Origin of the sequence: Streptomyces sp. NPDC085866 (assembly GCF_044541035.1) — a bacterium.
Classification (GTDB): domain Bacteria; phylum Actinomycetota; class Actinomycetes; order Streptomycetales; family Streptomycetaceae; genus Streptomyces.
The window spans coordinates 39,990-64,733 of record NZ_JBITSQ010000014.1 but is presented as its reverse complement, the minus strand read 5'-3'; the positions used below and the strand labels follow the sequence as shown (position 1 = coordinate 64,733).

23 protein-coding genes are annotated in these 24,744 nt (G+C 71.2%); 19 read left to right on the top strand and 4 right to left on the bottom strand.

Features of this window, described 5'->3' with window-relative positions; translation table 11 throughout:
• Positions 1-42 precede the first annotated feature (42 nt).
• Positions 43-1,845, top strand: a complete 1,803-nt coding sequence (locus ACIF83_RS32130) for a DUF2207 domain-containing protein (RefSeq protein ID WP_393475789.1) — start codon at positions 43-45, stop codon at positions 1,843-1,845.
• Between the two features lie 21 nt (positions 1,846-1,866).
• On the opposite strand, the gene ACIF83_RS32125 is transcribed toward ACIF83_RS32130, so the two are convergent.
• The gene (locus ACIF83_RS32125) at positions 1,867-2,592 is read right to left on the bottom strand and encodes a 3'-5' exonuclease (protein WP_393475786.1); all 726 of its coding nucleotides are present in this window, start codon (positions 2,590-2,592) and stop codon (positions 1,867-1,869) included.
• Positions 2,593-2,760: 168 nt separating this feature from the next.
• Between ACIF83_RS32125 and ACIF83_RS32120 the strand changes: the two genes are divergently transcribed.
• The 3 genes from ACIF83_RS32120 to thrS all read left to right on the top strand — a co-directional run bounded on the left by ACIF83_RS32120 (position 2,761) and on the right by thrS (position 6,641).
• Entirely contained in the window at positions 2,761-3,327 is a 567-nt protein-coding gene (locus ACIF83_RS32120) for a DUF4365 domain-containing protein (RefSeq protein ID WP_393475783.1), read from the top strand.
• Positions 3,324-4,565, top strand: coding sequence for a hypothetical protein (locus ACIF83_RS32115; protein WP_393475780.1), 1,242 nt, complete (start codon positions 3,324-3,326; stop codon positions 4,563-4,565). Before ACIF83_RS32120 ends, ACIF83_RS32115 begins: the two co-directional genes overlap by 4 nt.
• 99 nt (positions 4,566-4,664) lie before the next feature.
• The gene (gene thrS / locus ACIF83_RS32110) at positions 4,665-6,641 is read left to right on the top strand and encodes a threonine--tRNA ligase (protein ID WP_393475777.1); all 1,977 of its coding nucleotides are present in this window, start codon (positions 4,665-4,667) and stop codon (positions 6,639-6,641) included.
• A 29-nt stretch (positions 6,642-6,670) separates the two neighbouring features.
• Here thrS and ACIF83_RS32105 read toward each other — a convergent pair whose 3' ends face one another.
• Positions 6,671-7,330, bottom strand: coding sequence for a potassium channel family protein (locus tag ACIF83_RS32105; RefSeq protein ID WP_393475774.1), 660 nt, complete (start codon positions 7,328-7,330; stop codon positions 6,671-6,673).
• 67 nt (positions 7,331-7,397) lie between these two features.
• On the opposite strand from ACIF83_RS32105, the gene ACIF83_RS32100 reads away from it, so the two are divergent.
• Complete coding sequence (locus ACIF83_RS32100) at positions 7,398-7,958, top strand: HIT family protein (RefSeq protein WP_393475771.1); 561 nt, start codon at positions 7,398-7,400, stop codon at positions 7,956-7,958.
• Between the two features lie 29 nt (positions 7,959-7,987).
• Here the strand turns inward: ACIF83_RS32100 and ACIF83_RS32095 are convergent, their stop codons facing one another.
• Together ACIF83_RS32095 and ACIF83_RS32090 are read right to left on the bottom strand one after the other, a co-directional pair.
• The gene (locus ACIF83_RS32095; RefSeq protein ID WP_393475768.1) at positions 7,988-9,634 is read right to left on the bottom strand and encodes a hypothetical protein; all 1,647 of its coding nucleotides are present in this window, start codon (positions 9,632-9,634) and stop codon (positions 7,988-7,990) included.
• A 212-nt stretch (positions 9,635-9,846) separates the two neighbouring features.
• A complete protein-coding gene (locus tag ACIF83_RS32090; protein WP_393475765.1) occupies positions 9,847-12,045 on the bottom strand; it encodes an elongation factor G-like protein EF-G2 in 2,199 nt (732 codons plus the stop codon).
• Between the two features lie 282 nt (positions 12,046-12,327).
• On the opposite strand from ACIF83_RS32090, the gene pgsA reads away from it, so the two are divergent.
• From pgsA to ACIF83_RS32020, 14 genes are all read left to right on the top strand, one after another.
• A complete protein-coding gene (gene pgsA / locus ACIF83_RS32085) occupies positions 12,328-13,002 on the top strand; it encodes a phosphatidylinositol phosphate synthase (RefSeq protein ID WP_393475762.1) in 675 nt (224 codons plus the stop codon).
• On the top strand, positions 12,999-13,907 hold the full coding sequence (locus ACIF83_RS32080; protein WP_399732168.1) for a phosphatidylinositol mannoside acyltransferase: 909 nt from the start codon (positions 12,999-13,001) through the stop codon (positions 13,905-13,907). The genes pgsA and ACIF83_RS32080 overlap by 4 nt, the downstream gene beginning before the upstream one ends.
• Entirely contained in the window at positions 13,904-15,064 is a 1,161-nt protein-coding gene (locus tag ACIF83_RS32075) for a glycosyltransferase family 4 protein (RefSeq protein ID WP_393475756.1), read from the top strand. The genes ACIF83_RS32080 and ACIF83_RS32075 overlap by 4 nt, the downstream gene beginning before the upstream one ends.
• Positions 15,065-15,112: 48 nt before the next feature.
• Positions 15,113-15,655, top strand: coding sequence for a hypothetical protein (locus tag ACIF83_RS32070; RefSeq protein ID WP_393475753.1), 543 nt, complete (start codon positions 15,113-15,115; stop codon positions 15,653-15,655).
• A 115-nt stretch (positions 15,656-15,770) separates the two neighbouring features.
• Positions 15,771-16,676, top strand: coding sequence for a pyridoxal 5'-phosphate synthase lyase subunit PdxS (pdxS, locus tag ACIF83_RS32065; protein ID WP_381664545.1), 906 nt, complete (start codon positions 15,771-15,773; stop codon positions 16,674-16,676).
• A gap of 13 nt (positions 16,677-16,689) precedes the next feature.
• A complete protein-coding gene (gene pdxT, locus ACIF83_RS32060; RefSeq protein ID WP_398139507.1) occupies positions 16,690-17,295 on the top strand; it encodes a pyridoxal 5'-phosphate synthase glutaminase subunit PdxT in 606 nt (201 codons plus the stop codon).
• Between the two features lie 49 nt (positions 17,296-17,344).
• Positions 17,345-18,097, top strand: a complete 753-nt coding sequence (locus ACIF83_RS32055; protein WP_393475747.1) for a YebC/PmpR family DNA-binding transcriptional regulator — start codon at positions 17,345-17,347, stop codon at positions 18,095-18,097.
• A 136-nt stretch (positions 18,098-18,233) separates the two neighbouring features.
• Positions 18,234-18,773: a crossover junction endodeoxyribonuclease RuvC gene (ruvC, locus tag ACIF83_RS32050; protein WP_094220709.1), complete on the top strand. Its 540-nt coding sequence runs from the start codon at positions 18,234-18,236 to the stop codon at positions 18,771-18,773.
• Positions 18,770-19,375: a Holliday junction branch migration protein RuvA gene (ruvA, locus tag ACIF83_RS32045; RefSeq protein WP_393475744.1), complete on the top strand. Its 606-nt coding sequence runs from the start codon at positions 18,770-18,772 to the stop codon at positions 19,373-19,375. The genes ruvC and ruvA overlap by 4 nt, the downstream gene beginning before the upstream one ends.
• 26 nt (positions 19,376-19,401) lie before the next feature.
• Complete coding sequence (ruvB, locus tag ACIF83_RS32040) at positions 19,402-20,496, top strand: Holliday junction branch migration DNA helicase RuvB (RefSeq protein WP_393475741.1); 1,095 nt, start codon at positions 19,402-19,404, stop codon at positions 20,494-20,496.
• A 176-nt stretch (positions 20,497-20,672) separates the two neighbouring features.
• Positions 20,673-21,179 carry a preprotein translocase subunit YajC gene (yajC, locus tag ACIF83_RS32035; RefSeq protein WP_399732159.1) on the top strand — a complete coding sequence of 169 codons (507 nt, stop codon included), beginning with the start codon at positions 20,673-20,675 and terminating at the stop codon, positions 21,177-21,179.
• Positions 21,180-21,319: 140 nt separating this feature from the next.
• Positions 21,320-23,095, top strand: coding sequence for a protein translocase subunit SecD (gene secD / locus ACIF83_RS32030; RefSeq protein ID WP_385166207.1), 1,776 nt, complete (start codon positions 21,320-21,322; stop codon positions 23,093-23,095).
• Positions 23,096-23,098: 3 nt separating this feature from the next.
• Entirely contained in the window at positions 23,099-24,208 is a 1,110-nt protein-coding gene (secF, locus tag ACIF83_RS32025; RefSeq protein ID WP_385166205.1) for a protein translocase subunit SecF, read from the top strand.
• Positions 24,205-24,744, top strand: coding sequence for an adenine phosphoribosyltransferase (locus ACIF83_RS32020; RefSeq protein ID WP_386574855.1), 540 nt, complete (start codon positions 24,205-24,207; stop codon positions 24,742-24,744). Before secF ends, ACIF83_RS32020 begins: the two co-directional genes overlap by 4 nt.

The following is a 24,744-nucleotide window of genomic DNA, read 5'->3' as shown; positions in this document are numbered from 1 at the left end:
GTCCGCACAGCGGACCGGCTCTTTTGACGTCAGGGGGGCGTCGTGGGTACGGAACAGGGCAAGGAAGGACCGAGAGTTGACGCGCGACTGCGTCAGCGCCGGACCCGCAGCCTGATCGGCATCTTCTTCCTCACGCTGCTGCTGGGCGGTCTCGTGGCGCTGGCACGGGTCGGCGGCAACAGCGAACGTGTCACCACCATGTGGGTCGGCGCGCGGATCTCCGCCGACGGCAGCGCCCGCATCACCGAGGTCGTCGACTACGACTTCGGATACCCCGACACCGAACGGCACGGCATCTACCGCGACCTGCCCGACCTGCCCTACGACGAGGACGAAGCCGACGTCGCCGTCACCCTGGACGGCCACCGCGTCCCCTGGGAACTCACGGTCGGCGACTACTACCTCGAACCCAACGGCCACCGGGAGATCGCCACCCGCATCAAGGTGGGCGACCCCGACCGGGCCGTCACCGGCGTGCACCGGTACCGCATCCGGTACACCCTCCGGGACGTCGTGAAGAAGGGCCGGCTCGCCTGGGACGCGGTGGGCACCGGCTGGACCGTCGACCGCTCCCGCGTCGAGATCCACGCCGTCGCCCCCTACGGCCTCACCGGTCCGCGCTGTGTCCAGGGCACCGACGGATCCCGGAAGAAGTGCACCGCAGAGCAGACCGATCCGGGCAGCCTCACCGTGAGGGTCGACCGGCTCCGGGGGAAGCAAGGGCTCACTCTCTACGCCACCCGCGGCGGTGCCACCAGCCCGGCGGCCCTGCCCGCGCCGCCCGGCGGCGAGGCCGTCGGAACCACCGTCACCCATCCACTGCGGATCGCCCTCTGCTCCGTCGCGCTCGCCCTCGCCGTGGCCCTGGTGACGATCGGACTGCTGCGGCTCGCCGGCCGCGACCGGCCCGCACCGGCGGGGGCCGACGGGAGCCCGGGCACGCCCGCGCCGAGCCTCCTGCCCCCGCAGGACCTGAGCCCGGCCCAGGGCGGGATCCTGGCCGCCGAGCAGGTCGAACCCGCGCACCAGGCCGCCTGGCTGCTCGGCCTCGCCGCCGACGGCCACCTCACCCTCGGGGGCGCCGAGCACGCCCCGACCCTGCGGCGCCCCAACCGTGGTGCGGGGGCGGACGACCCGGTCACCGGGGAGGTCCTGCGCTACATGTTCGCGGGCCGCGCGGAGATCACCCTGGGCCAGTACGACTCGTCCTTCGAGACGGGCTGGCGGGCGCTCGCCCGGCACCTGACGCAATGGCAGGCCGACTCCGGCCTGTGGGACCCGGCCGCCGTACGCCGCGCCCGCCTCGCCCGGCCCGTGGGCATCGCCGCCACCGTGCTCGGTCTGCTCGCCGGCGCGGTGGGCGCCGCACTGGGCGGCGGCCGCCACGCGGTCGGAGGGCCGCTGCTCGGCGCCGGCGTGATCGTCTTCGGTGTCGGCCTCGCGCTGTGGCGGCGCGGCTGGGAACTGCACCGGCGTACGCCCGAGGGCAGCGCCCAGCTGCTGCGGGTCGAGGCGTTCCGACGCTGTCTCGCGGACCCTTCGGCGTTTGCCGACACGGAACCGCTCGACGACGACCAGGTACGGCTCTGCACGGCGTGGGCCGTCGCACTCGGCCTGGGCGACACCTGGCGGCACGCCGTCGAGTCGTCCGCCGTGTCCACCCGGCGGCGCGCCTCGCCGGCCGTGCGGTTCGGTCCCGCGCTGGCCCTCGGCATCGTCGTCACCGCCGCGATGTCCTCCAGGGCACCCTCCTCCAGCGGCTCCGGAAGTTCCGGTGGCAGCGGCGGCGGCTCCTCCGGTGGCGTCGGCGGGGGAGCGGGCGGCGGTGGCGGAGGCTCCTGGTGAACTCCCGTACCCGCCAAGCCCCTACGCCGCCGCCGGCAGCTCCGGCCTGAGCGGCCAGTCCGTGCTCACCGTCTCCTCCGAGCCGCTGCGCGCGAACCACGCCTGAAGACCGCGGGCCTGCGCCGCGTGCCAGGTGGCCTGGAGCGTGTGCAGCTCGGCAGGGCTCAGCCGCTCCAGCCGGGTCGCGAAACGGCGGCCCACGGCGCGTACGACGTCCAGTGCGGCCATCGCGTCCGCCGCCGCGTCGTGCGCGCCCTCCAGGGTCACGCCGTAGTGCGCGCACAGGTCGGTCAGCGTGCGCCGGCCCTTGCGGTAGCGGTCCAGGTGCTTGTCCAGGACCCGGGGATCCAGCACGTGCAGCGGGCTCGTCTCGAACCAGCGGTCCAGTGACGAGGCGCGGTGCCGGCGCAACTCCCGGTCCAGCAGCGTGAGATCGAACGGCGCGTTCATCACCACCAGCGGACGGCCCATCGCCGCGTGCTCGGCCAGCTGCTCGGCTATCTCGAACATCACCGGCGCCGGCCAGCGGCCGTTGTGCTGCAGATGTTCGTCCGTCAGACCGTGCACCGCCGTCGCCCCCTCCGGCACCGGCACACCCGGGTTCACCAGCCACCGGATGATCCGGGGCCGGGTACCCGGCGCGTCCTGGACGACGACGGCGGCCGACACGATCCGGTCGGTCTCCACGTCGACGCCCGTCGTCTCCGTGTCGAAGGCGGCCAGCGCCCCCTCGTACCAGCACGTCATCCCAACCCAACTCCTCGTTCACCCACGGCAGATGAAGTTCCGTCTTCTGCCCGTTTGGTGATACCCGGGCCGTTTGCGCCGTACGCCGCGAGGACACAACAGGAGTGCGGGTCTTTGCAGTTCAGCAGCCCGCAGCGGGGAAACTCTTGGCTTGGAAGGCTGTTGGTCATGGCCATAGCGCAGCCCGAGCGGGGCGGGCTGCTGCCCGACCACTCGGGCACCGTCCGCGGCACGCTCGCCACCACCGCCTGCATGGAGACACTGCAGGTCGGCTATCTGCACGCGGTCGCCGCCGCGGCGGGCTGCTCGCTGTCCCAGCCCTTCCCGGACAACGGCATCGACTGGCACGTCAGCCACGGCGCACCCGGACACACCGTCGACGACGAGGTCACCATCAAGGTGCAGCTCAAGTGCACCTACCAGGTCCCGCCGAACCCGCCGGGCCGCTTCTTCTCCTTCACCCTCGACAACGACCACCTGCGCAAACTCGCCCGCACGCCCGTCTCGGTGCACAAGATCCTGGTCGTCATGCTGGTCCCGCGCTCCCAGGACGACTGGCTGCGCGCCAGCCACGACCGGCTCGACCTCAGGCACTGCTGCTACTGGGTCAACCTCGCCGGCCATCCGGTCACCGGCCGGCACCGGACCACCGTGCGGATACCGACCTCGCGCATCTTCGACGACCGTGCGCTGTGCGAGATCATGACGCGGGTCGGGACGGGAGGCAGGCCATGAGGATCCGCCCGTACGACGAGCCGGCCCGGCAGGTCCGGCCGCACCCCGACGACCTGGCCTGGACCCGGCCGCCCGACCCCGCCGAGGTCGACCCCGCCGTGCTCGGCGCCCTGCTGCGCCGGCACGGCTGGCAGCGGCGCGGGGGAGCGGCCGGGCGCTACGGCCGCTGGACCCCGCCCGGGCCGGGCAGCGGCGGGACCAGCCTGCTGGTGCCCGAGAGCCGGGCCTTCCCGGACAGCGACGACCTGCTCGGCGAGGCCCTCGACGCGCTCGCCCGCAGCGACACCCCCGCCGCGCGCGAGGTGCTGATCTCCCTCGCCGTGCCCAGCGACGAGATCCGCTGGTGGCGGGACACCCCGAGCGGGCCCGTCGGCGCCTCCCCCTGGGCGGCCGACGAGCGCCTGCGCACCGCGGCCCGCCAGATGCTCCTCGCGGCCGCGCTCGCCACGCGCGCGCGTGCCGGCTACTACGGCGCCCGGCACCGCCGGTCCGCCGCCGGCCTCCTGGAGAACGTCCTCGTCGGCCCCACCGCCGAGGGCCACCGGCTGACCGCCTTCGTGCCCGTGCCCACCGGCCGCTCGCTCGCCGTCCGCCTCCACCAGGCCCTGTACGCGGCCCGCGAGGCCATCGACTACCAGCGGGCCACCGGCGGCATGGACGCCTTCGACGGCGCGGTCGAGGCCGGCGTCAGCCGCGAGCTGACCGAGGCGCTCACCACGCTCGTCCGCGGCACCGAGGGCGCCCGCATCGCCATCGACTGGGCCCCCGGGGCCGGAGTGCCCGAGGGCTGCGCCGCCTCCGCCGAACCCGTCGAGTTCTCGCCCGGCGACCTGCCCGTGCTGAACGCGGCCGGCGCCCGCTACGTGCAGGGGGAACCCTCCGTGCCGGTCCGGATCACCGGCACGGTGGTCCGGCTGCGCCGCTCCGGGCCGCGCGGCGCGGGCACCGTACGGCTGCGGGTGCTCGCGGGCGCCGAGGTCCCGCACGTCCGGGTCACCCTGGCCGAGGAGGACTACCGCATCGCCGGCCACGCACATCTCGTCGGGCTCCCGGTGCGGGTGCACGGCCGCCTCGAGCGCCGGGGCGGCTTCCGCAGGCTCACCGGCGCCTGCGGGGTCGTCCCCGTGCAGGTGGACGACGCCGAGCGGGACCGGCTGATGAAGTCACTGCAGGGGACCGATGAAGAAGGGGCCTTCTTCGAGGAGGCGTGCGGGGAGGTGTACGGGGGCGAGGACTGAGGGTGACCGTTTAGCGGTCGGTGGTGTCGGGTCGGTACGATCCCTTGTGCGCGCGCTCCTGGTATGGCGCCGCACCCCACCTTCAGTCAGGAGAGACCGGTGTCAGACGTCCGTGTGATCATCCAACGCGATTCCGAGCGGGAAGAACGCGTGGTGACGACGGGCACTACGGCCGCCGACCTCTTCGCGGGCGAGCGGTCGATCATCGCCGCGCGCGTGGGCGGCGAGCTGAAGGACCTCGCGTACGAGCTGTCCGACGGTGACGAGGTCGAGGGCGTCGAGATCTCCTCCGAGGACGGCCTGAACATCCTGCGCCACTCCACCGCGCACGTCATGGCGCAGGCCGTGCAGGAGCTGTTCCCCGAGGCCAAGCTGGGCATCGGCCCGCCGGTCAAGGACGGCTTCTACTACGACTTCGACGTCGAGAAGCCGTTCACGCCCGAGGATCTCAAGGCCGTCGAGAAGAAGATGCAGGAGATCCAGAAGCGCGGCCAGCGCTTCGCCCGCCGCGTCGTCACCGACGAGGCCGCCCGCGAGGAGCTGGCGAACGAGCCGTACAAGCTGGAGCTGATCGGCCTCAAGGGCTCGGCGTCGCACGACGACGGCGCGGACGTCGAGGTCGGCGCCGGTGAGCTGACGATCTACGACAACCTGGACGCCAAGACCGGCGACCTGTGCTGGAAGGACCTCTGCCGGGGTCCCCACCTGCCGTCGACCCGCCTGATCCCGGCGTTCAAGCTGATGCGCAACGCGGCCGCCTACTGGCGCGGCAGCGAGAAGAACCCGATGCTCCAGCGCATCTACGGCACCGCCTGGCCGTCCAAGGACGAACTGAAGGCGTACCTCGACTTCCTCGCCGAGGCGGAGAAGCGTGACCACCGCAAGCTGGGCAACGAGCTCGACCTGTTCTCCATCCCCGAGCAGATCGGCTCCGGCCTCGCCGTCTTCCACCCCAAGGGCGGCATCGTCCGCCGCGTGATGGAGGACTACTCGCGCCGCCGTCACGAGGAGGAGGGCTACGAGTTCGTCTACACCCCGCACGCGACGAAGGGGAAGCTCTTCGAGACGTCCGGCCACCTGGACTGGTACGCCGAGGGCATGTACCCGCCCATGCAGCTCGACGAGGGCGTGGACTACTACCTCAAGCCCATGAACTGCCCGATGCACAACCTGATCTTCGACGCGCGCGGCCGCTCGTACCGCGAACTGCCGCTGCGCCTGTTCGAGTTCGGGACCGTGTACCGGTACGAGAAGTCGGGCGTGGTGCACGGCCTCACCCGTGCCCGCGGCTTCACCCAGGACGACGCGCACATCTACTGCACCCGTGAGCAGATGTCGGAGGAGCTCGACAAGACGCTCACCTTCGTCCTCGGCCTGCTGCGCGACTACGGCCTGACCGACTTCTACCTGGAGCTGTCCACCAAGGACCCGGAGAAGTTCGTCGGCTCCGACGAGGTCTGGGAGGAGGCGACCGAGACGCTGCGCCAGGTCGCCGAGAAGCAGGGCCTGCCCCTGGTCCCGGACCCGGGTGGCGCCGCCTTCTACGGCCCGAAGATCTCCGTCCAGGCCAAGGACGCGATCGGCCGCACCTGGCAGATGTCGACCATCCAGCTCGACTTCAACCTGCCCGAGCGCTTCGACCTGGAGTACACCGGCCCGGACGGCGCCAAGCAGCGCCCGGTGATGATCCACCGCGCACTCTTCGGCTCGATCGAGCGCTTCTTCGCGGTGCTCCTGGAGCACTACGCGGGCGCCTTCCCGGCGTGGCTCGCCCCGGTCCAGGCGATCGGCATCCCGATCGGCGACGGGCACGTCGAGTACCTGGAGAAGTTCGCCGCGGCGGCCCGGAAGAAGGGTCTGCGCGTCGAGGTGGACTCCTCCTCGGACCGCATGCAGAAGAAGATCCGCAACGCCCAGAAGCAGAAGGTGCCCTTCATGGTCATCGCGGGCGACGAGGACATGTCGAACGGCTCGGTGTCCTTCCGCTACCGCGACGGCTCGCAGGAGAACGGCATCCCGTTCGACGAGGCCATCGCGAAGATCGCGCAGGTCGTGGAGGAGCGGACCCAGGTCTGATCCGTACCGATCGTCAGGGCCCCCGGGGATCACCGCCTCGGGGGCCCTGCCTCGCCCTCGCGCGTGAAGGTCTGCATCACCCAGGACGAGAACGAACCGGTCACCGCGCCGAGCAGGCCCACTCCGCAGGCCATCATCCCGGTCGCGATCACCCGGCCGAGCGTGGTCACCGGGGTGATGTCGCCGTAGCCGACCGTGGAGAGGGTCGATGCGGCCCACCACACGGCGTCCCCGAAAGTCTTCATGGTGGCGCCGGGCGCCCCGCGTTCCTGCTGGTAGACCGCGAGCGCGCCGGAGAAGCCGAGCAGCAGGGTGGAGAGGCTCGCGTAGGCGCTCACGCGGGCGTACAGGGACAACCGGGGCTCGCCCTGTCGGCGCTGGATGGCGTCGTAGAGCGGAACGATCCGCAGCGGGCGCAACAGCGGCAGGGCGACCACGACCGTGAGCAGGAAGTGTGCGGTCGCGAAGCGCAGAAAGCGCAGCCCGCTGAGCCGCCAGCGCACCACGTAGTCCACGGCGAAGATCACCCAGAGGGCCAGCATCACGAGCGCGCACAGGCCGCGCCAGAAGGGCGCCAAGCCGGTCGCCAGGACGCGGATCGCGTAGGCCGTCAAGAAGACCAGTGAGGCCGCGAAGAGGGGAATCTCGGTGTGCTGCCCCCAACGGGCCTCGGGGCTGTCGTCGTCCACCGGCCAAGCTTGGCCGGTGAGTGCCCTCCTGCCGCCCCGGCGACACGCCGCGAACAGGCGAAGCCATATGCTGCCTTGCATGACGAGTGAGCCGGAGCAGCAGATCGGAGTGGGGACGCAGGACGCGTTCCAGCGCCTGTGGACGCCCCACCGGATGGCCTACATCCAGGGCGAGAACAAGCCGACCGGCCCGGGAGCCGGCGACGGCTGCCCCTTCTGCTCCATCCCGGCCAAGTCCGACGAGGACGGCCTGATCGTCCGCCGCGGCGAGCACGTGTACGCGGTACTCAACCTCTACCCGTACAACGGCGGCCACCTGATGACCGTGCCCTACCGGCACGTGGCCGACTACACCGACCTCACCGGGCCGGAGACCGCCGAGCTGGCCGAGCTGACCAAGCAGGCGATGACGGCCCTGCGCACCGCCTCCGGTGCGCACGGCTTCAACATCGGCATGAACCAGGGCACGGTGGCCGGCGCCGGCATCGCGGCCCACCTGCACCAGCACATCGTCCCGCGCTGGGGCGGCGACACGAACTTCATGCCGGTGGTCGGCCACACGAAGGTGCTGCCGCAGCTGCTGGCGGACACGCGGAAGATGCTCGCGGAGGCTTGGCCGGCGGCGTAGATCCCTGGGGCCCTCGGCAGGGGGCACCCCTACGCGTCGTACAGGTCCGCCTTCCGGGGCGACGCGTCCTGCACCAGGCCACTGAGCACGGACGAGCGGTTGCCGAACTTCGCCGTGTCCACGCCGTTCTCCGCCAGGACCCGGAGCGCTGCCGAGTGCACCACCCGCAGCACCGGCGTGGCCGCGCGCAGCGCGTCGTCGGCCATGAAGCGGTGCCGCCAGGGCTGGTCGGCCCAGGCGTGCCGGAGACCGAAGGGCTCGGGCAGCGCGAGGGAGCCGCCGAGCCAGTTGAGGAGCGGCGGATACCAGGTCAGCGGGGCGCGCGCGGCGAGCCTTACCACCTCGTCGGTGCGGACCAGCGGCAGCTTGACCGTCCGGGTCTCCCACGGCTTGAGGGACTTGGCGACCTCCTTGGTCGGCGCCGCCGACTTCGCGGTGAACAGCGGGTTCACCGGCCCCAGCGCGTGCCCGGTCACCTCGATGCGCAGCGTCTCGTGCAGCACGGTCACCGTGATCAGCATGGTGAGGACCAGCTGGCCGTCCCACAGGGTCCACTGCACGCCCAGATAGTGCCGGTCGCCGCTGCCGAACTGCTGCTTGTTGCAGATGTCCTGTATGGCGTGCGGCTTGACCTGGAACGCCTCGACGTCGGTGCCCCCGGGCCGGGACACCTCCTTGGCGTTCTCCCCGATCGGCGTGACGATCCAGTGCCGTATCGAGGGCCGCGGGAAGCCGCCGGTGTTCAGCGGGCCGCGCTCCAGCATCCGCAGCTGGTCGTGGATCGCGCGCACCACGTCCCAGCTGCGGAAGGGGTGGATCTCCCGGGTGGGGTCGGCGGGCACCAGGTCCTCGGCGAGCTGCCACGCACCCCAGCGGGTGCCCATGCCGAGTATGCCCTTGGGGCCTGCGTAGAAGACCGAGTTGGACTGCTGCTCGGCGCTGAGCCGGGCCAGCGACTGGCGCAGCTGCTCGGCCGCGGTCTCGCCGGGGCTGCGCGGCACGGCCTCGGGGACCTTGGCGCCGACGCTGGTGCCCGAGAGCAGGCCGTCCCAGCGCGCCCGCAGGTCCTTCGCGGTGCGCTCGCAGATCTGCTTGGCCCAGAACCAGCCCAGCACCGGGGCGACGACGCATCCGCGCGCGTACCACGCCCAGAACCCGCTGAACGGCATCTTCAGCAGGAAGAGCGCCGCGATCACACCGACCCCGGCGAGCAGGGCGGTGGCGAGCGCCCCGGCCCGCTTGTCGTCGCGCTTGGCGACGTACGTGCGCAGCTGGAAGACGAGCAGCCAGCCGATGAGGCCCGGCAGGAAGATCAGGCCGCACACCACCATGACCAGGGACAGCCGGTTGTCCCGCTCCCGGCGGATGTTGTTGGCCGCCAGGCAGTGCTCCACGACGACCTGGGGCTCGGCGCCGAAGGACTGGATGAGCGGCTTGCGCCCGGGCGCGAGCATGCGGTCGACGACGGCCCGCGAGAAGGCCTCGCCGAGGTTGGGCTTGAGCAGGGCGATCCGGCCGGCCTTGACCGTCGACTGGTGCCACTCGTTGTCGGTCTTCTTGATGTCCTCGACCACGTTGTCCCGGTAGGCCGCCGAGGCCAGCGCGAAGGTCGCCGCCTGTCCCTCGTCGCCGGACACGGGCACCTGCGGTCCGTCCCACTCCGTTCCAACCGACATTCCCGCCCCCATCGCCGCCGGTGTCGCTTCTGCGGCCTTCCCGACTTCCCTGCCCCGCACACCTGTTGAACAGCCCGTCGTGCCGATAACACGCCACTACCGCACGAGTTCGGCACACCGTGATCAGGTGATCAGCGTATCCGCAGCCACTGACACCGCGTCGGCGGACGGCCGAAGCCGCCCGCCGGCGCATGACGTCCACCGGTGGTGAACTACGCGGATTCTCCCGCCTGTTCGCGGATCCGCTCGGCGATCTGCGGCGGCATCGGCTCGTGCCGGGCGTACGCCCGGTCGAAGCGCGCCGTCCCGTGCGACAGGGAGCGCAGGTCGATCGCGTAGCGGCCGATCTCGAACTCGGGCACCTCGGCGCGGACCAGCGTCCGCCCGGAGCCCACCTGCTCGGTGCCGAGCACCCGGCCGCGCCGGCTCGACAGGTCGCTCATCACCGGGCCCACGTAGTCGTCGGCGACCAGCACCGTCACCTCGGCCACCGGCTCCAGCAGATGGATCCGCGTCTGGCCCGCGGCCTCGCGCAGGGCCAGCGCGCCCGCCGTCTGGAAGGCGGCGTCGGAGGAGTCCACCGAGTGCGCCTTGCCGTCCAGCAGCGTGATCCGCACGTCCACCAGCGGATACCCGGCGACCACGCCCTTCGCGGCCTGCGCCCGTACGCCCTTCTCCACGGACGGGATGAACTGGCGTGGTACGGCGCCCCCCACCACCTTGTCCACGAACTCGATGCCCGAGCCGCCCGGCAGCGGCTCCACCTCGATCTCACAGATGGCGTACTGCCCGTGCCCGCCGGACTGCTTGACGTGCCGACCGCGTCCCGCGGCCTTCGTCGCGAACGTCTCCCGGAGGGAGACCCGGTGCGGGACGACGTCGACCTGGACGCCGTACCGGCTGCGCAGCCGCTCCAGGGCGACGTCCGAGTGGGCCTCGCCCAGGCACCACAGGACCACCTGGTGGGTGTCCTGGTTCTGTTCGAGGCGCATCGTCGGATCCTCGGCGACCAGCCGGCTCAGCCCCTGCGAGAGCTTGTCCTCGTCCGCCTTGCTGTGCGCCTGGATGGCGAGCGGCAGCAGCGGGTCGGGCATCTGCCACGGCTCCATCAGGAGCGGGTCGTCCTTGGCCGAGAGCGTGTCCCCGGTCTCGGCGCGGCCGAGCTTGGCCACGCACACCAGGTCGCCCGCGACGGCGTGCGTCACCTGGCGCTGCTGCTTGCCGAAGGGCGTGGACAGGGCGCCGATCCGCTCGTCCACGTCGTGGTCCTCGTGCCCGCGGTCGGCCATGCCGTGCCCGGAGACGTGCACCGTCTCGTCGGGGCGCAGGGTGCCGGAGAAGACGCGGACCAGCGAGATCCGGCCGACGTACGGGTCGGAGGCGGTCTTCACGACCTCGGCGACCAGCGGGCCGCTCGTGTCGCAGGCCTTCAACTCGCGCGGCTTGCCGTCGATGGTGGTGACCCCGGGCATGGGGTGCTCGAACGGGGTCGGGAACCCGCCGGTGATCAGTTCCAGCAGCTCGACCGTGCCGAGGCCCTGCCGGGCGCCGTCGGCGGCGGGGGCCGCCGCCAGGACCGGGAAGAAGGTGCCGCGCGCGACGGCCCGCTCCAGGTCGTCGATCAGCGTCTTGACGTCGATCTGCTCGCCGCCCAGGTAGCGGTCCATGAGGGTCTCGTCCTCGCTCTCGGCGATGATCCCCTCGATGAGCCGGTTGCGGGCCTCCTCGATCTCCGGCAGCTGGTCCTCGCCGGGCTCGGACTCCTTGCGCTCGCCGGACGCGTAGTCGAACAGCTTCTGCGACAGCAGCCCGATCAGCCCGGTCACGGGCGCGTGCCCGTCGGGGCCCTCCGGCCCGCGCAGCGGCAGATACAGCGGCAGCACGGCGTCGGGGTCGTCGGCGCCGAAGGCCTCCGCGCACACCCGGGTCATCTCCTCGAAGTCCGCCCGGGCGGCCTCCAGGTGCGTGATCACGATCGCGCGGGGCATACCGACGGCCTGGCACTCCTCCCACACCATGCGGGTCGAGCCGTCCACGCCGTCCGATGCCGAGACGACGAAGAGGGCCGCGTCCGCCGCTCGCAGACCGGCCCTCAGCTCGCCGACGAAGTCGGCGTACCCAGGAGTGTCGAGGACGTTGATCTTGAACCCGTCCCATTCAACCGGGGCCAGGGAGAGCTGCACCGAGCGTTGCTGCCGGTGCTCGATCTCGTCGTAGTCGGAGACGGTGCCGCCGTCCTCCACGCGGCCCGCCCTGTTCACAGCCCCCGCGGTCAGCGCGAGGGCCTCCACCAGAGTCGTCTTGCCCGAACCGGAGTGGCCGACCAGCACCACATTCCGTACGGACGCGGGGTGGTCGGCCGCCTCTGCCCTGCCGGCGGCCCCGGGGTGTGTTTGCGCCTTGTCGCCCATGATCCTGCCTCCCGTGGACGGTGAGGTCACTGTGGGCGCGGACACGCGGCACCGCGTGCACTGGCGGCTCCTGCGACGCCCGCGGTCCTTCGAGCTTTCCACTCCCGTCATGCTGCGTCCATACGACGGACGCCGATCGCGCCACGCGCCCCCCGCGCGGGCGGGTGTGCAAGGGTTCACGGCACGTCTGCGGGTGCCCGCCCGTCACGTACGTGCGCGCGTGACTACGATGGGCCAGCCGGTGGCCACCAGGGCCGCGGCGCCACGACCGTCGGGAAGGCCATGCTGAACAAGTACGCGCGTGCATTCTTCACGCGTGTCCTCACACCGTTCGCCGCGTTTCTCATCCGGCGAGGCGTCAGCCCGGACGCGGTCACGCTCATCGGCACGGCCGGTGTGGTCGCGGGCGCGCTGGTCTTCTTCCCCCGGGGCGAGTTCTTCTGGGGCACGATCGTGATCACGCTGTTCGTCTTCTCCGACCTGGTCGACGGCAACATGGCCCGCCAGCTGGGCCGCTCCAGCCGCTGGGGCGCCTTCCTGGACTCCACGCTCGACCGGGTGGCCGACAGCGCGATCTTCGGCGGCTTCGCCCTGTGGTACGCGGGCAACGGCGACGACAACGCCCTGTGCGCCGTCTCGATCTTCTGCCTGGCCAGCGGCCAGGTGGTGTCGTACACCAAGGCGCGCGGCGAGTCGATCGGGCTGCCGGTCGCCGTCAACGGCCTCGTCGAGCGCGCCGAGCGGCTGGTGATCTCGCTGGTGGCGGCCGGTCTGGCCGGCCTCCACAAGTTCGGCGTCCCGGGCATCCAGATCCTCCTCCCGATCGCCCTGTGGATCGTCGCCGTGGGCAGCCTCGTCACTCTCGTGCAGCGGGTCGTCACCGTCCGTCGCGAGTCCGCCGAGGCGGAGGCCGCGGCGCAGCAGAACGCGTCCCAGGGGAGGGAGGCGGCGAAGTGAGCACCGCCGACCGGCTCACCGACGGGCTGTACGGCCTCGGCTGGAGCACCGTCAAGAAGCTTCCGGAACCCGTTGCGGTCCGCCTCGGCCGGTCCATCGCCGACCTCGCCTGGAGGCAGCGCGGCAAGGGCGTCCTGCGGCTGGAGGCGAACTACGCCCGCGTGGTGCCCGACGCCGGCCCCGAGCGCCTCGCCGAACTCTCCCGCGCGGGCATGCGCTCGTACCTGCGCTACTGGATGGAGTCCTTCCGGCTGCCCGCCTGGAGCGCCGAGCGCGTGAGGACGGGCTTCGACTGCACGGACGTGCACCACCTGACCGACGGGATCGCCTCCCCCCGGGGCCTGATCCTCGCGCTGCCGCACATGGCCAACTGGGACCTGGCCGGCGCCTGGGTCACCACCAAGCTTCAGACGCCGTTCACCACGGTCGCCGAGCGGCTGAAGCCCGAGACGCTCTACGACCGCTTCGTCGCCTACCGCGAGGGCCTCGGCATGGAGGTCCTGCCGCACAGCGGCGGCACCGCCTTCGGCACCCTGGCCCGGCGGCTGCGCGACGGCGGCCTGGTCTGCCTGGTCGCCGACCGTGACCTGTCCGCGTCCGGCGTCGAGGTCGACTTCTTCGGCGAGCGGACCCGGATGCCCGCGGGCCCGGCCCTGCTCGCCCAGCAGACCGGCGCGCTGCTGATGCCCGTCACGCTCTGGTACGACGACTCGCCCGTCATGAAGGGCCAGGTGCATCCCCCGATCGAGGTACCGGAGACAGGCAACCGGGCCGAGAAGACGTCTGTCATGACACAGGCACTGGCCGACGTCTTCGCCAAGGGGATCGCCGACCACCCGGAGGACTGGCACATGCTCCAGCGCCTGTGGCTCGCCGACCTCGACCCCGCGAAGGGACCCTCGTGAGAATCGGGATCGTCTGCCCGTACTCCTGGGACGTGCCCGGTGGCGTCCAGTTCCACATCCGCGACCTCGCCGAGTACTTCATCCGCCTCGGCCACGAGGTCTCCGTCCTGGCCCCGGCCGACGACGACACCCCGCTGCCGCCGTACGTCGTCTCGGCCGGCCGCGCGGTCCCGGTGCCGTACAACGGCTCGGTGGCCCGCCTGAACTTCGGCTTCCTGTCGGCCGCGCGGGTGCGGCGCTGGCTGCACGACGGCGCGTTCGACGTGGTCCACATCCACGAGCCGACCTCCCCGTCGCTCGGCCTGCTGACCTGCTGGGCGGCCCAGGGACCCATCGTGGCCACCTTCCACACCTCCAACCCCCGCTCGCGCGCGATGATCGCCGCGTACGCGATCCTGCAGGCCGCGCTGGAGAAGATCAGCGCGCGCATCGCGGTCAGCGAGTACGCCCGCCGCACCCTGGTCGAGCACCTGGGCGGCGACGCGGTGGTCATCCCCAATGGTGTCGACGTCGACTTCTTCGCCAAGGCCGAGCCGAACCCCGAGTGGCAGGGAGACACGCTCGGCTTCATCGGCCGGATCGACGAGCCGCGCAAGGGCCTGCCGGTCCTGATGAAGGCCCTCCCGAAGATCCTCGCCGCCCGCCCGCAGACGCGCCTGCTGGTCGCGGGGCGCGGGGACGAGGAGGCGGCCGTCGAGGCGCTGCCCGAGGAGCTGCGCTCCCGCGTCGAGTTCCTCGGCATGATCAGCGACGAGGACAAGGCGCGCTTCCTGCGCAGCGTCGACCTGTACCTCGCGCCCAACACCGGCGGCGAGAGCTTCGGCATCATCCTCGTGGAGGCCATGTCGGCGGGCGCCCCCGTCCTCGCCTCCGACCTGGACGCCTTCGTCCAGGTCCTCGACCAGGGTCAGGCCGGCGAGGTCTTCGCCAACGAGGACGCGGACGCCCTGGCCGAGGCCGCCGTCCGCCTGCTGGCGGACCCCGACCGCCGGGCCGAACTGCGCGAGCGGGGCAGCGTCCACGTACGCCGCTTCGACTGGTCCACCGTAGGCGCGGACATCCTGTCGGTGTACGAGACGGTCACCACCGGTACGTCGGCGGTGGCCACCGACGAGCGCACGGGATTCAGGGCACGGTTCGGGCTGGCGCGGGACTGAGGCGAGGGTCTGCTCCGGCCGGCCTCGCGGGCCGACTAACCTTCGCCCGTGACCGCAACCCTCATCTGGATCTTCGTCGCGCTCGTCGTCATCGGCCTGTACCTGAGCTGGACGGCCGGCCGGCTGGACCGGCTGCACGTGCGGATGGACGCCGCACGGGCCGCGCTGGACGCACAGCTCCTGCGGCGGGCCTCCGTGACGCAGGAACTGGCGACCTCGGGCGTGCTGGACCCGGCCGCCTCGATCGTGCTCTACGAGGCCGCGCACGCCGCCCGGCAGGCCGAGGAGGAGCAGCGGGAGGTGGCGGAGAGCGAGCTGAGCCAGGCGCTGCGCGCGGTGTTCGAGGATCCGCAGCAGGTCGAGGCCGTACGGGAGGCCCCGGGCGGCGAGTCGGCGGCCTGTGAGCTGGCCGAAGCGGTACGCCGGGTCCCCATGGCCCGCCGCTTCCACAACGACGCCGTGGGAGCCGCCCGCAGGCTCCGGGAGCACCGCAAGGTGCGCTGGTTCCGACTGGCCGGCCACGCCCCCTTCCCGCTGGCCTTCGAGATGGACGACGAGCCTCCCGCGGCCCTGGTGGAGCGGGTCTCCTGAACCTTTGGTGGACCAAAAGGATCCACCGGGTTGCCATTGGCCCTTGCTGTGGCCTGGTCCACTCGCGTTTCCTCTCTGGAGCAGAAAACCCTCTTTCACTTCAGTGAGGTCACCCGTGTCCACCACCGAGAACCAGGCTCCCGAGACCGGCACCGCCCGCGTGAAGCGCGGTATGGCCGAGCAGCTCAAGGGCGGCGTGATCATGGACGTCGTCACCCCGGAGCAGGCGAAGATCGCCGAGGACGCGGGCGCCGTCGCGGTCATGGCCCTGGAGCGGGTGCCGGCCGACATCCGCAAGGACGGCGGCGTGGCCCGCATGTCCGACCCGGACATGATCGAGGGCATCATCAACGCCGTCTCCATCCCGGTCATGGCGAAGTCCCGCATCGGCCACTTCGTCGAGGCCCAGGTGCTGCAGTCCCTCGGCGTCGACTACATCGACGAGTCCGAGGTCCTCACCCCGGCCGACGAGGTCAACCACTCCGACAAGTGGGCCTTCACCACCCCCTTCGTCTGTGGCGCCACCAACCTGGGCGAGGCCCTGCGCCGCATCGCCGAGGGCGCGGCGATGATCCGCTCCAAGGGCGAGGCCGGTACCGGCAACGTGGTCGAGGCCGTCCGCCACCTGCGCCAGATCAAGAACGAGATCGCCCGTCTGCGCGGCTACGACAACAACGAGCTGTACGCCGCCGCCAAGGAGCTGCGCGCCCCGTACGAGCTGGTCAAGGAGGTCGCCGAGCTGGGCAAGCTCCCGGTGGTCCTCTTCTCCGCCGGTGGTGTCGCCACCCCGGCCGACGCCGCGCTCATGCGCCAGCTCGGCGCCGAGGGTGTGTTCGTGGGCTCCGGCATCTTCAAGTCGGGCGACCCGGCCAAGCGCGCCGCCGCCATCGTGAAGGCCACCACCTTCTACGACGACCCGAAGATCATCGCGGACGCCTCCCGCAACCTGGGCGAGGCCATGGTCGGCATCAACTGCGACACCCTCCCCGAGGCCGAGCGCTACGCGAACCGCGGCTGGTAAGGCACCGGAACACATGAACACCCCCGTCATAGGCGTCCTGGCCCTCCAGGGCGACGTGCGGGAGCACCTCATCGCCCTGGCCGCGGCAGACGCCGTGGCCAGGCCGGTGCGGCGCCCCGAGGAACTCGCCGAGGTCGACGGTCTCGTCCTGCCCGGCGGCGAGTCCACCACCATCTCCAAGCTGGCCGTCCTCTTCGGAGTGATGGAGCCCCTCCGCGCGCGCGTACGCGACGGCATGCCCGTCTACGGCACCTGCGCCGGCATGATCATGCTCGCGGACAAGATCCTCGACCCGCGCTCGGGCCAGGAGACGATCGGCGGCATCGACATGATCGTGCGCCGCAACGCCTTCGGACGGCAGAACGAGTCCTTCGAGGCGGCGGTCGACGTCAAGGGTGTCGGGGGCGATCCTGTAGAGGGCGTCTTCATCCGCGCCCCCTGGGTCGAGTCCGTCGGGGCCCAGGCCGAGGTGCTCGCCGAGCACGACGGCCACATCGTCGCGGTCCGTCAGGGCAACGCGCTCGCCACGTCGTTCCACCCGGAACTGACCGGCGACCACCGCGTGCACTCCCTGTTCGTCGACATGGTGCGCGCCAACCGGACACCGGAGTCCTTGTAGGATCTCTGGAGTTCGTTGCAGAGATGGGTTACGCGAAGGAGACAGGCAGATGTCCGGCCACTCTAAATGGGCTACGACGAAGCACAAGAAGGCCGTGATCGACGCCAAGCGCGGCAAGCTCTTCGCGAAGCTGATCAAGAACATCGAGGTCGCGGCCCGCATGGGCGGCGTCGACATCGAGGGCAACCCGACTCTCTACGACGCCATCCAGAAGGCGAAGAAGCAGTCGGTCCCGAACAAGAACATCGACTCCGCGGTCAAGCGCGGCGGTGGTCTCGAGGCCGGCGGTGCCGACTACGAGACGATCATGTACGAGGGCTACGGCCCCAACGGTGTCGCGGTGCTCATCGAGTGCCTCACCGACAACCGCAACCGCGCCGCCTCCGACGTCCGCGTCGCCATGACCCGCAACGGCGGCAACATGGCCGACCCGGGCTCGGTGTCGTACATGTTCAGCCGCAAGGGCGTCATCATCGTCCCCAAGGGCGAGCTGACCGAGGACGACGTCCTGGGTGCCGTCCTGGACGCGGGTGCCGAGGAGGTCAACGACCTCGGTGAGACCTTCGAGGTCATCAGCGAGGCCACCGACCTGGTCGCGGTCCGCACCGCCCTCCAGGAGGCCGGGATCGACTACGACTCCGCCGAGTCCAGCTTCGTGCCGTCCGTCCAGGTCGAACTGGACGAGGAGGGCGCCAAGAAGATCTTCAAGCTGATCGACGCGCTCGAGGACAGCGACGACGTGCAGAACGTCTTCGCCAACTTCGATGTCAGCGACGAGATCATGGAGAAGGTCGACGCGTAGCGCCGCCGCGGGCTTCGCAGGTTCTCACGGGCCGACGGGACACCCCGTCGGCCCGTCGCCTTGTCGGGAGTTGGTGCGGGGCGTTGTCGGTGGCACCCGATAGCCTGCACAAACAGGCGATCGAAGGGAGGGGCGCGTGCGCGTGTTGGGGGTGGACCCGGGGCTGACGCGGTGCGGAGTCGGTGTGGTCGAGGGGGTCGCGGGCCGGCCGCTCACCATGCTCGGTGTCGGTGTCGTACGAACACCCGCGGACGCCGATCTGAGCCTCCGGCTGCTCGCCGTCGAGCAGGGCATCGAGGAGTGGCTGGACGAGCACCGACCCGAGTTCGTCGCCGTCGAACGCGTCTTCAGCCAGCACAACGTGCGCACGGTGATGGGCACCGCCCAGGCCAGCGCCGTCGCCATGCTGTGCGCCGCCCGGCGCGGCATCCCGGTCGCCCTGCACACCCCCAGCGAGGTCAAGGCCGCCGTCACCGGCAGCGGCCGCGCCGACAAGGCCCAGGTCGGGGCGATGGTCACCCGCCTCCTGCGGCTCAGCGCCCCGCCGAAGCCGGCCGACGCCGCCGACGCACTCGCCCTCGCCATCTGCCACATCTGGCGCGCCCCCGCCCAGAACCGGCTCCAGCAGGCCGTCGCCCGGCACACAGTCCACGCAACGAAAGGCCGTACGGCATGATCGCGTTCGTCAGCGGCCCGGTCGCCGCCCTCGCCCCCGACTCCGCGGTGGTCGAGGTGGGCGGCATCGGCATCGCCGTCCAGTGCACCCCGAACACGCTCTCCGGCCTGCGCATGGGCCGACAGACCAAGCTCGCCACCTCCCTGGTGGTGCGCGAGGACTCGCTGACCCTGTACGGCTTCGTGGACGACGACGAGCGCCAGGTCTTCGAACTGCTGCAGACCGCCAGCGGGGTGGGACCGCGCCTCGCCCAGGCGATGCTCGCCGTGCACACGCCTGACGCGCTGCGCCGTGCCGTCGCCACCGGTGACGAGAAGGCCCTCACCGCGGTCCCCGGCATCGGCAAGAAGGGCGCGCAGAAGCTGCTGCTCGAGCTGAAGGACCGGCTCGGCGCCCCCACCGGCGCCCCTGCGGTCGGGGCCCCGGTCACCCAGGGCTGGCGCGACCAGCTGCACGCGGCCCTCATCGGCCTCGGCTACGCCACCCGTGAGGCCGAGGAGGCCGTGACCGCAGTGGCGCCCCAGGCGGAGGCGGCGGGCGGCACACCCCAGGTGGGCCAGCTGCTGAAGGCCGCCCTGCAGACCCTGAACCGAGCCCGCTGACCCCCCCATAGCCGAAGGCACATCACATGAACTGGGACGACACGACCGACGGCGCCGCCGAGGAGCAGCTCGTCGGCCCAGCCGCGGAGCGGCTGGTGGGCTCTGTCGCCGACCGCGAGGACCAGGCCGTCGAGGCCGCCCTGCGCCCCAAGGACCTCGGCGAGTTCATCGGCCAGGAGAAGGTGCGCGAGCAGCTCGACCTGGTCCTGCGCGCCGCACGCGCGCGGGGGGCGACCGCCGACCACGTGCTGCTCTCCGGCGCGCCCGGCCTGGGCAAGACCACCCTGTCGATGATCATCGCGGCCGAGATGGGCGCACCCATCCGCATCACCTCCGGCCCCGCCATCCAGCACGCCGGCGACCTCGCCGCGATCCTCTCCTCCCTCCAGGAGGGCGAGGTCCTCTTCCTGGACGAGATCCACCGCATGTCCCGGCCCGCCGAGGAGATGCTGTACATGGCCATGGAGGACTTCCGCGTCGACGTCATCGTCGGCAAGGGCCCCGGCGCCACCGCCATCCCCCTGGAGCTGCCCCCGTTCACACTGGTCGGCGCCACCACGCGCGCGGGCCTGCTGCCGCCCCCGCTGCGCGACCGCTTCGGCTTCACCGCGCACATGGAGTTCTACGAGCCCGCCGAACTGGAGCGCGTCGTGCACCGCTCGGCGCACCTGCTCGACGTCGAGATCGAGCCGAACGGCGCCGCCGAGATCGCCGGCCGCTCCCGCGGCACGCCCCGTATCGCCAACCGTCTGCTGCGCCGCGTACGCGACTACGCACAGGTCAAGGCGGACGGCGTGATCACCCGCGAGATCGCCGCGGCCGCCCTCGCCGTCTACGAGGTCGACGCGCGCGGCCTCGACCGCCTCGACCGGGCCGTCCTGGAGGCGCTGCTGAAGCTGTTCGGCGGCGGTCCGGTGGGCCTGTCCACGCTCGCCGTCGCGGTGGGGGAGGAGCGCGAGACCGTCGAGGAGGTCGCCGAACCTTTCCTGGTCAGAGAGGGTCTGCTGGCCCGCACCCCACGGGGCCGGGTCGCCACTCCCGCGGCCTGGGCCCACCTCGGACTGACCCCGCCCCGCTCGCCTGCCGGGGGAAACGGACAACAGGACCTGTTCGGGGCGTGACGGCTCCGTGACGGCGAGGGCAATGGCGGGGGCAGGAACTCAGGTGCCATGCTGAGCGTTGTTCCATGCACGCGGACTCGCTTAGACTCCGCCGATGCCGCTCTTGTGGGCGGCGCCGACCAACCCCCATCCATCTGGCCGCTCACCGCGCGGTCGCGCGAAGGAAATTCCGTCCCGTGAATGCCTTTACCCTTCTCCCCTTCATCGTGCTCATCGCGGCCATGTTCCTGATGACGCGCTCGGCCAAGAAGAAGCAGCAGCAGGCCGCCAACATGCGGAACGAGATGCAGCCCGGCTCCGGTGTCCGCACCATCGGGGGGATGTACGCGACGGTCAAGGAGGTCAACGAGGACACCGTCCTCCTCGACGCCGGCCCCGGCGTGGACCTCCTCTTCGCCAAGAACGCGATCGGCGCCGTCCTCACGGACGACGAGTACAACCGCATCGTCCACGGCATCGAGCACGACCTGAAGTCCGACGCCGACATCGTCCCGGACGACGCCTCCTCCCTCACCGAGACCGACGAGTCTGCCGACGCCGCTGCCGCCGCCTCCGACGACAAGGCCGTGGACCTCGGTAAGAAGGACGCCGCCGAGGACAAGGCCGACGAGGCCCCCGAGGCCGCCGAGGACAAGGCGGACGAAGAGCCGAAGAAGACCGACGGCGACACCGACACGAAGTAGTCACGTCCGGGGTGCGGGGCGCGGTCCGACCGCACCCCGAGCACCCCGGGCGCGTCTGTTTTCCGTACGGGAGCCCGACACCATGTCATGGCCGACCGCGCCGACCGGGCGCGGGGCGGCCCGAGAGGGAGTACGAGAAGGTGGCAGCACCTAAGAAGGGCCGGAGCGCGAGCGCCCAGAGCAAGCCAGGGCGCTCGCTGGCCCTCATCCTGATCGCCATCGTGGCGCTGACCGGAGGGATGTTCGCCTCCGGGCACAAGACTCCGCGTCTCGGCATTGACCTCGCCGGTGGTACGAGCATCACGCTCAAGGCGAAGGCCGACCAGGGATCCGCGATCAACAAGGCCAACATGGACACCGCGGTCGACATCATGAACCGCCGTGTCAACGGCCTGGGCGTCTCCGAGGCGGAGGTGCAGACCCAGGGGAACGATCACATCATCGTGAACATCCCCAAGGGCACCAACTCCAAGGAGGCCCAGCAGCAGGTCGGCACCACCGCCAAGCTGTACTTCCGCCCGGTGCTCGCCAGCGAGCCCACGGGATCCGCCGCGAGCCCCTCGCCGAGCGGGTCCCCCAGCGGCAGCAGCTCGCCGAGCCCGTCGAGCAGCGCCTCCTCGAAGGAGAAGGCGTCCTCGTCCTCCTCCGGGTCCCCGACGCCGACGGCCACCGCCACCTCGCAGGGCCGCGCGGTCACCGACGCCCTGAAGGCCGACGCCACGCCGTCGTCCTCCGGCTCCCCGAGCGCCACGTCCTCGCCGAGCCCGTCCGCGTCGTCCTCCGGCGGCAGCGCCGAGGCCACCAAGCTCCAGGCGCAGTACGCCGCGCTGGACTGCTCCGACTCCGCCCAGCGCGCCAAGGCCGGCACGAACGCCAAGCCCGGCGAGCCCACCGTGGCCTGTGGTGAGAACAAGAAGGTCTGGTACAAGTACGTGCTCGGCCCGGCCGCCGTGGACGGCACCGAGGTCAAGAAGGCCGCGGCGGTCTTCGACACCCAGGGTGCCTCCGGCTGGCAGGTCCAGATGACCTTCACCTCCAGCGGGTCGAAGAAGTTCGCGAACATCACCGGCGAGCTGGCCAAGAACCAGTCCCCGCAGAACGAGTTCGGCATCGTCCTCGACGGCCAGGTCGTCTCCAGCCCGTTCGTGCAGACGGCCATCTCGGGCGGCCAGGCGGAGATCTCCGGCAGTTTCACGCAGAAGGAGGCGCAGAGCCTCGCCAACATGCTGTCCTACGGTGCGCTGCCGCTGTCGTTCCAGGAGGAGACCGTCACCACGGTGACCGCCGCACTCGGCGGTGACCAGCTGCACGCCGGTCTGCTCGCCGGCGCGATCGGTCTCGCGCTGGTCGTGATCTACCTGATCGCCTACTACCGCGGTCTGTCGATCGTGGCCATGGCCTCCCTGCTGGTCTCCGGGATCCTGACCTACGTGATCATGGCGCTCCTCGGACCGGCCATCCACTTCGCGCTGAACCTCCCGGCCGTCTGCGGTGCCATCGTCGCCATCGGTATCACCGCGGACTCGTTCATCGTGTACTTCGAGCGCATCCGGGACGAGATCCGCGAGGGCCGCACGCTGCGGCCCGCCGTCGAGCGTGCCTGGCCGCGCGCCCGGCGCACGATCCTCGTCTCCGACTTCGTGTCGTTCCTCGCGGCCGCGGTGCTGTTCATCGTGACCGTGGGCAAGGTGCAGGGCTTCGCGTTCACGCTCGGCCTGACCACCGTGCTCGACGTGGTCGTCGTCTTCTTCTTCACCAAGCCGCTGATGACGCTGCTCGCCCGCCGCAAGTTCTTCGCGAACGGCCACAAGTGGTCCGGCCTCGACCCGAAGAGCCTGGGTGCCCAGCCGCCCCTGCGCCGCACCCGCCGTCCCGCCGGTCCCGCCGCCGGCTCTGCCGACCCGAAGGAGGCGTGAGCGATGTCGAAACTCGGCAACCTCGGCGCTCGTCTGCACCGCGGCGAGATCAGCTACGACTTCGTCGGCAAGCGCAAGATCTGGTACGGCGTCTCGATCCTGATCACCATCACGGCCATCCTCGGCCTGGCGGTGCGCGGTCTGAACATGGGCATCGAGTTCCAGGGCGGCGCAGTCTTCACGACGCCGACGAGCATGAGCACGTCGGTCGCGAAGGCGGAGGAGTACGCGAAGTCCGCCTCCGGCCATGACGCGGTCGTACAGAAGCTCGGCAACGGCAGCCTGCGCATCCAGATCGCCGGTATCGACACCGACAAGTCGGACCAGATCAAGCAGACGCTGGCCAAGGACCTGAACCTCAACCCGGAGAAGCTCGCCGCCGACCTGGTCGGCCCGAGCTGGGGCGAGCAGATCGCCAACAAGGCCTGGGAGGGCCTGGCGATCTTCATGGTCCTCGTGGTGATCTACCTGGCGATCGCCTTCGAGTGGCGCATGGCCGTCGCGGCCCTGGTCGCGCTGATCCACGACATCACCATCACGAGCGGTATCTACGCCCTGGTCGGCTTCGAGGTCACGCCCGGTACGGTCATCGGTCTGCTGACGATCCTCGGTTACTCGCTCTACGACACGGTCGTCGTCTTCGACAGCCTCAAGGAGCAGACGAAGGACATCACCAAGCAGACCCGCTGGACGTACAGCGACATCGCCAACCGTTCGATCAACGGCACGCTGGTCCGCTCCATCAACACCACCGTGGTCGCGCTGCTGCCGGTGGCGGGCCTGCTGTTCATCGGTGGCGGCTTCCTCGGGGCCGGCACGCTGAACGACATCTCGCTGTCGCTGTTCGTCGGCCTCGCGGCCGGTGCGTACTCCTCGATCTTCATCGCCACGCCGCTCGTCGCCGACCTCAAGGAGCGCGAGCCGGCGATGAAGGCGCTCCGCAAGCGGGTCCTGGCCAAGCGTGCCCAGGCCGCCGCCGAGGAGGGCTTCGCGGACGCGCGGTCCGCCGCCGGTGACGAGCCCGATGACGCCGCTCCCGCCGTGGTGGGTCCGCGCAACCAGCCGTCGTCCCGCACCCGGGGCCGCGGCCGACCCTCGGGGAAGCGCCGATGACGGACATCAGGGAGTTGTTGCTCAGCCGCATCCGTGACGTGGCGGACTACCCGGAGCCCGGTGTGATGTTCAAGGACATCACGCCGCTCCTGGCGGACCCGGCCGCCTTCACGGCCCTCACGGACGCGCTGGCCGAGATCGCCGCCAACACCGGTGCGACCAAGGTCGTCGGCCTGGAGGCCCGGGGTTTCATCCTGGGCGCCCCGGTCGCGGTCCGCGCGGGCCTCGGCTTCATCCCCGTGCGCAAGGCGGGCAAGCTCCCCGGGGCGACCCTGCGTCAGGCGTACGACCTGGAGTACGGCTCGGCAGAGATCGAGGTGCACGCGGAGGACCTGTCCTCCGGTGACCGTGTGCTGATCGTGGACGACGTCCTCGCGACCGGTGGCACCGCCGAGGCCGCGATCCAGCTCATCCACCGGGCGGGCGCCGAGGTCTCCGGTCTCGCGGTGCTCATGGAGCTGGGCTTCCTGGACGGTCGTGCCCGTCTGGAGCCGGCGCTGAACGGGGCCCCGCTGGAGGCGCTGCTCCAGATCTGA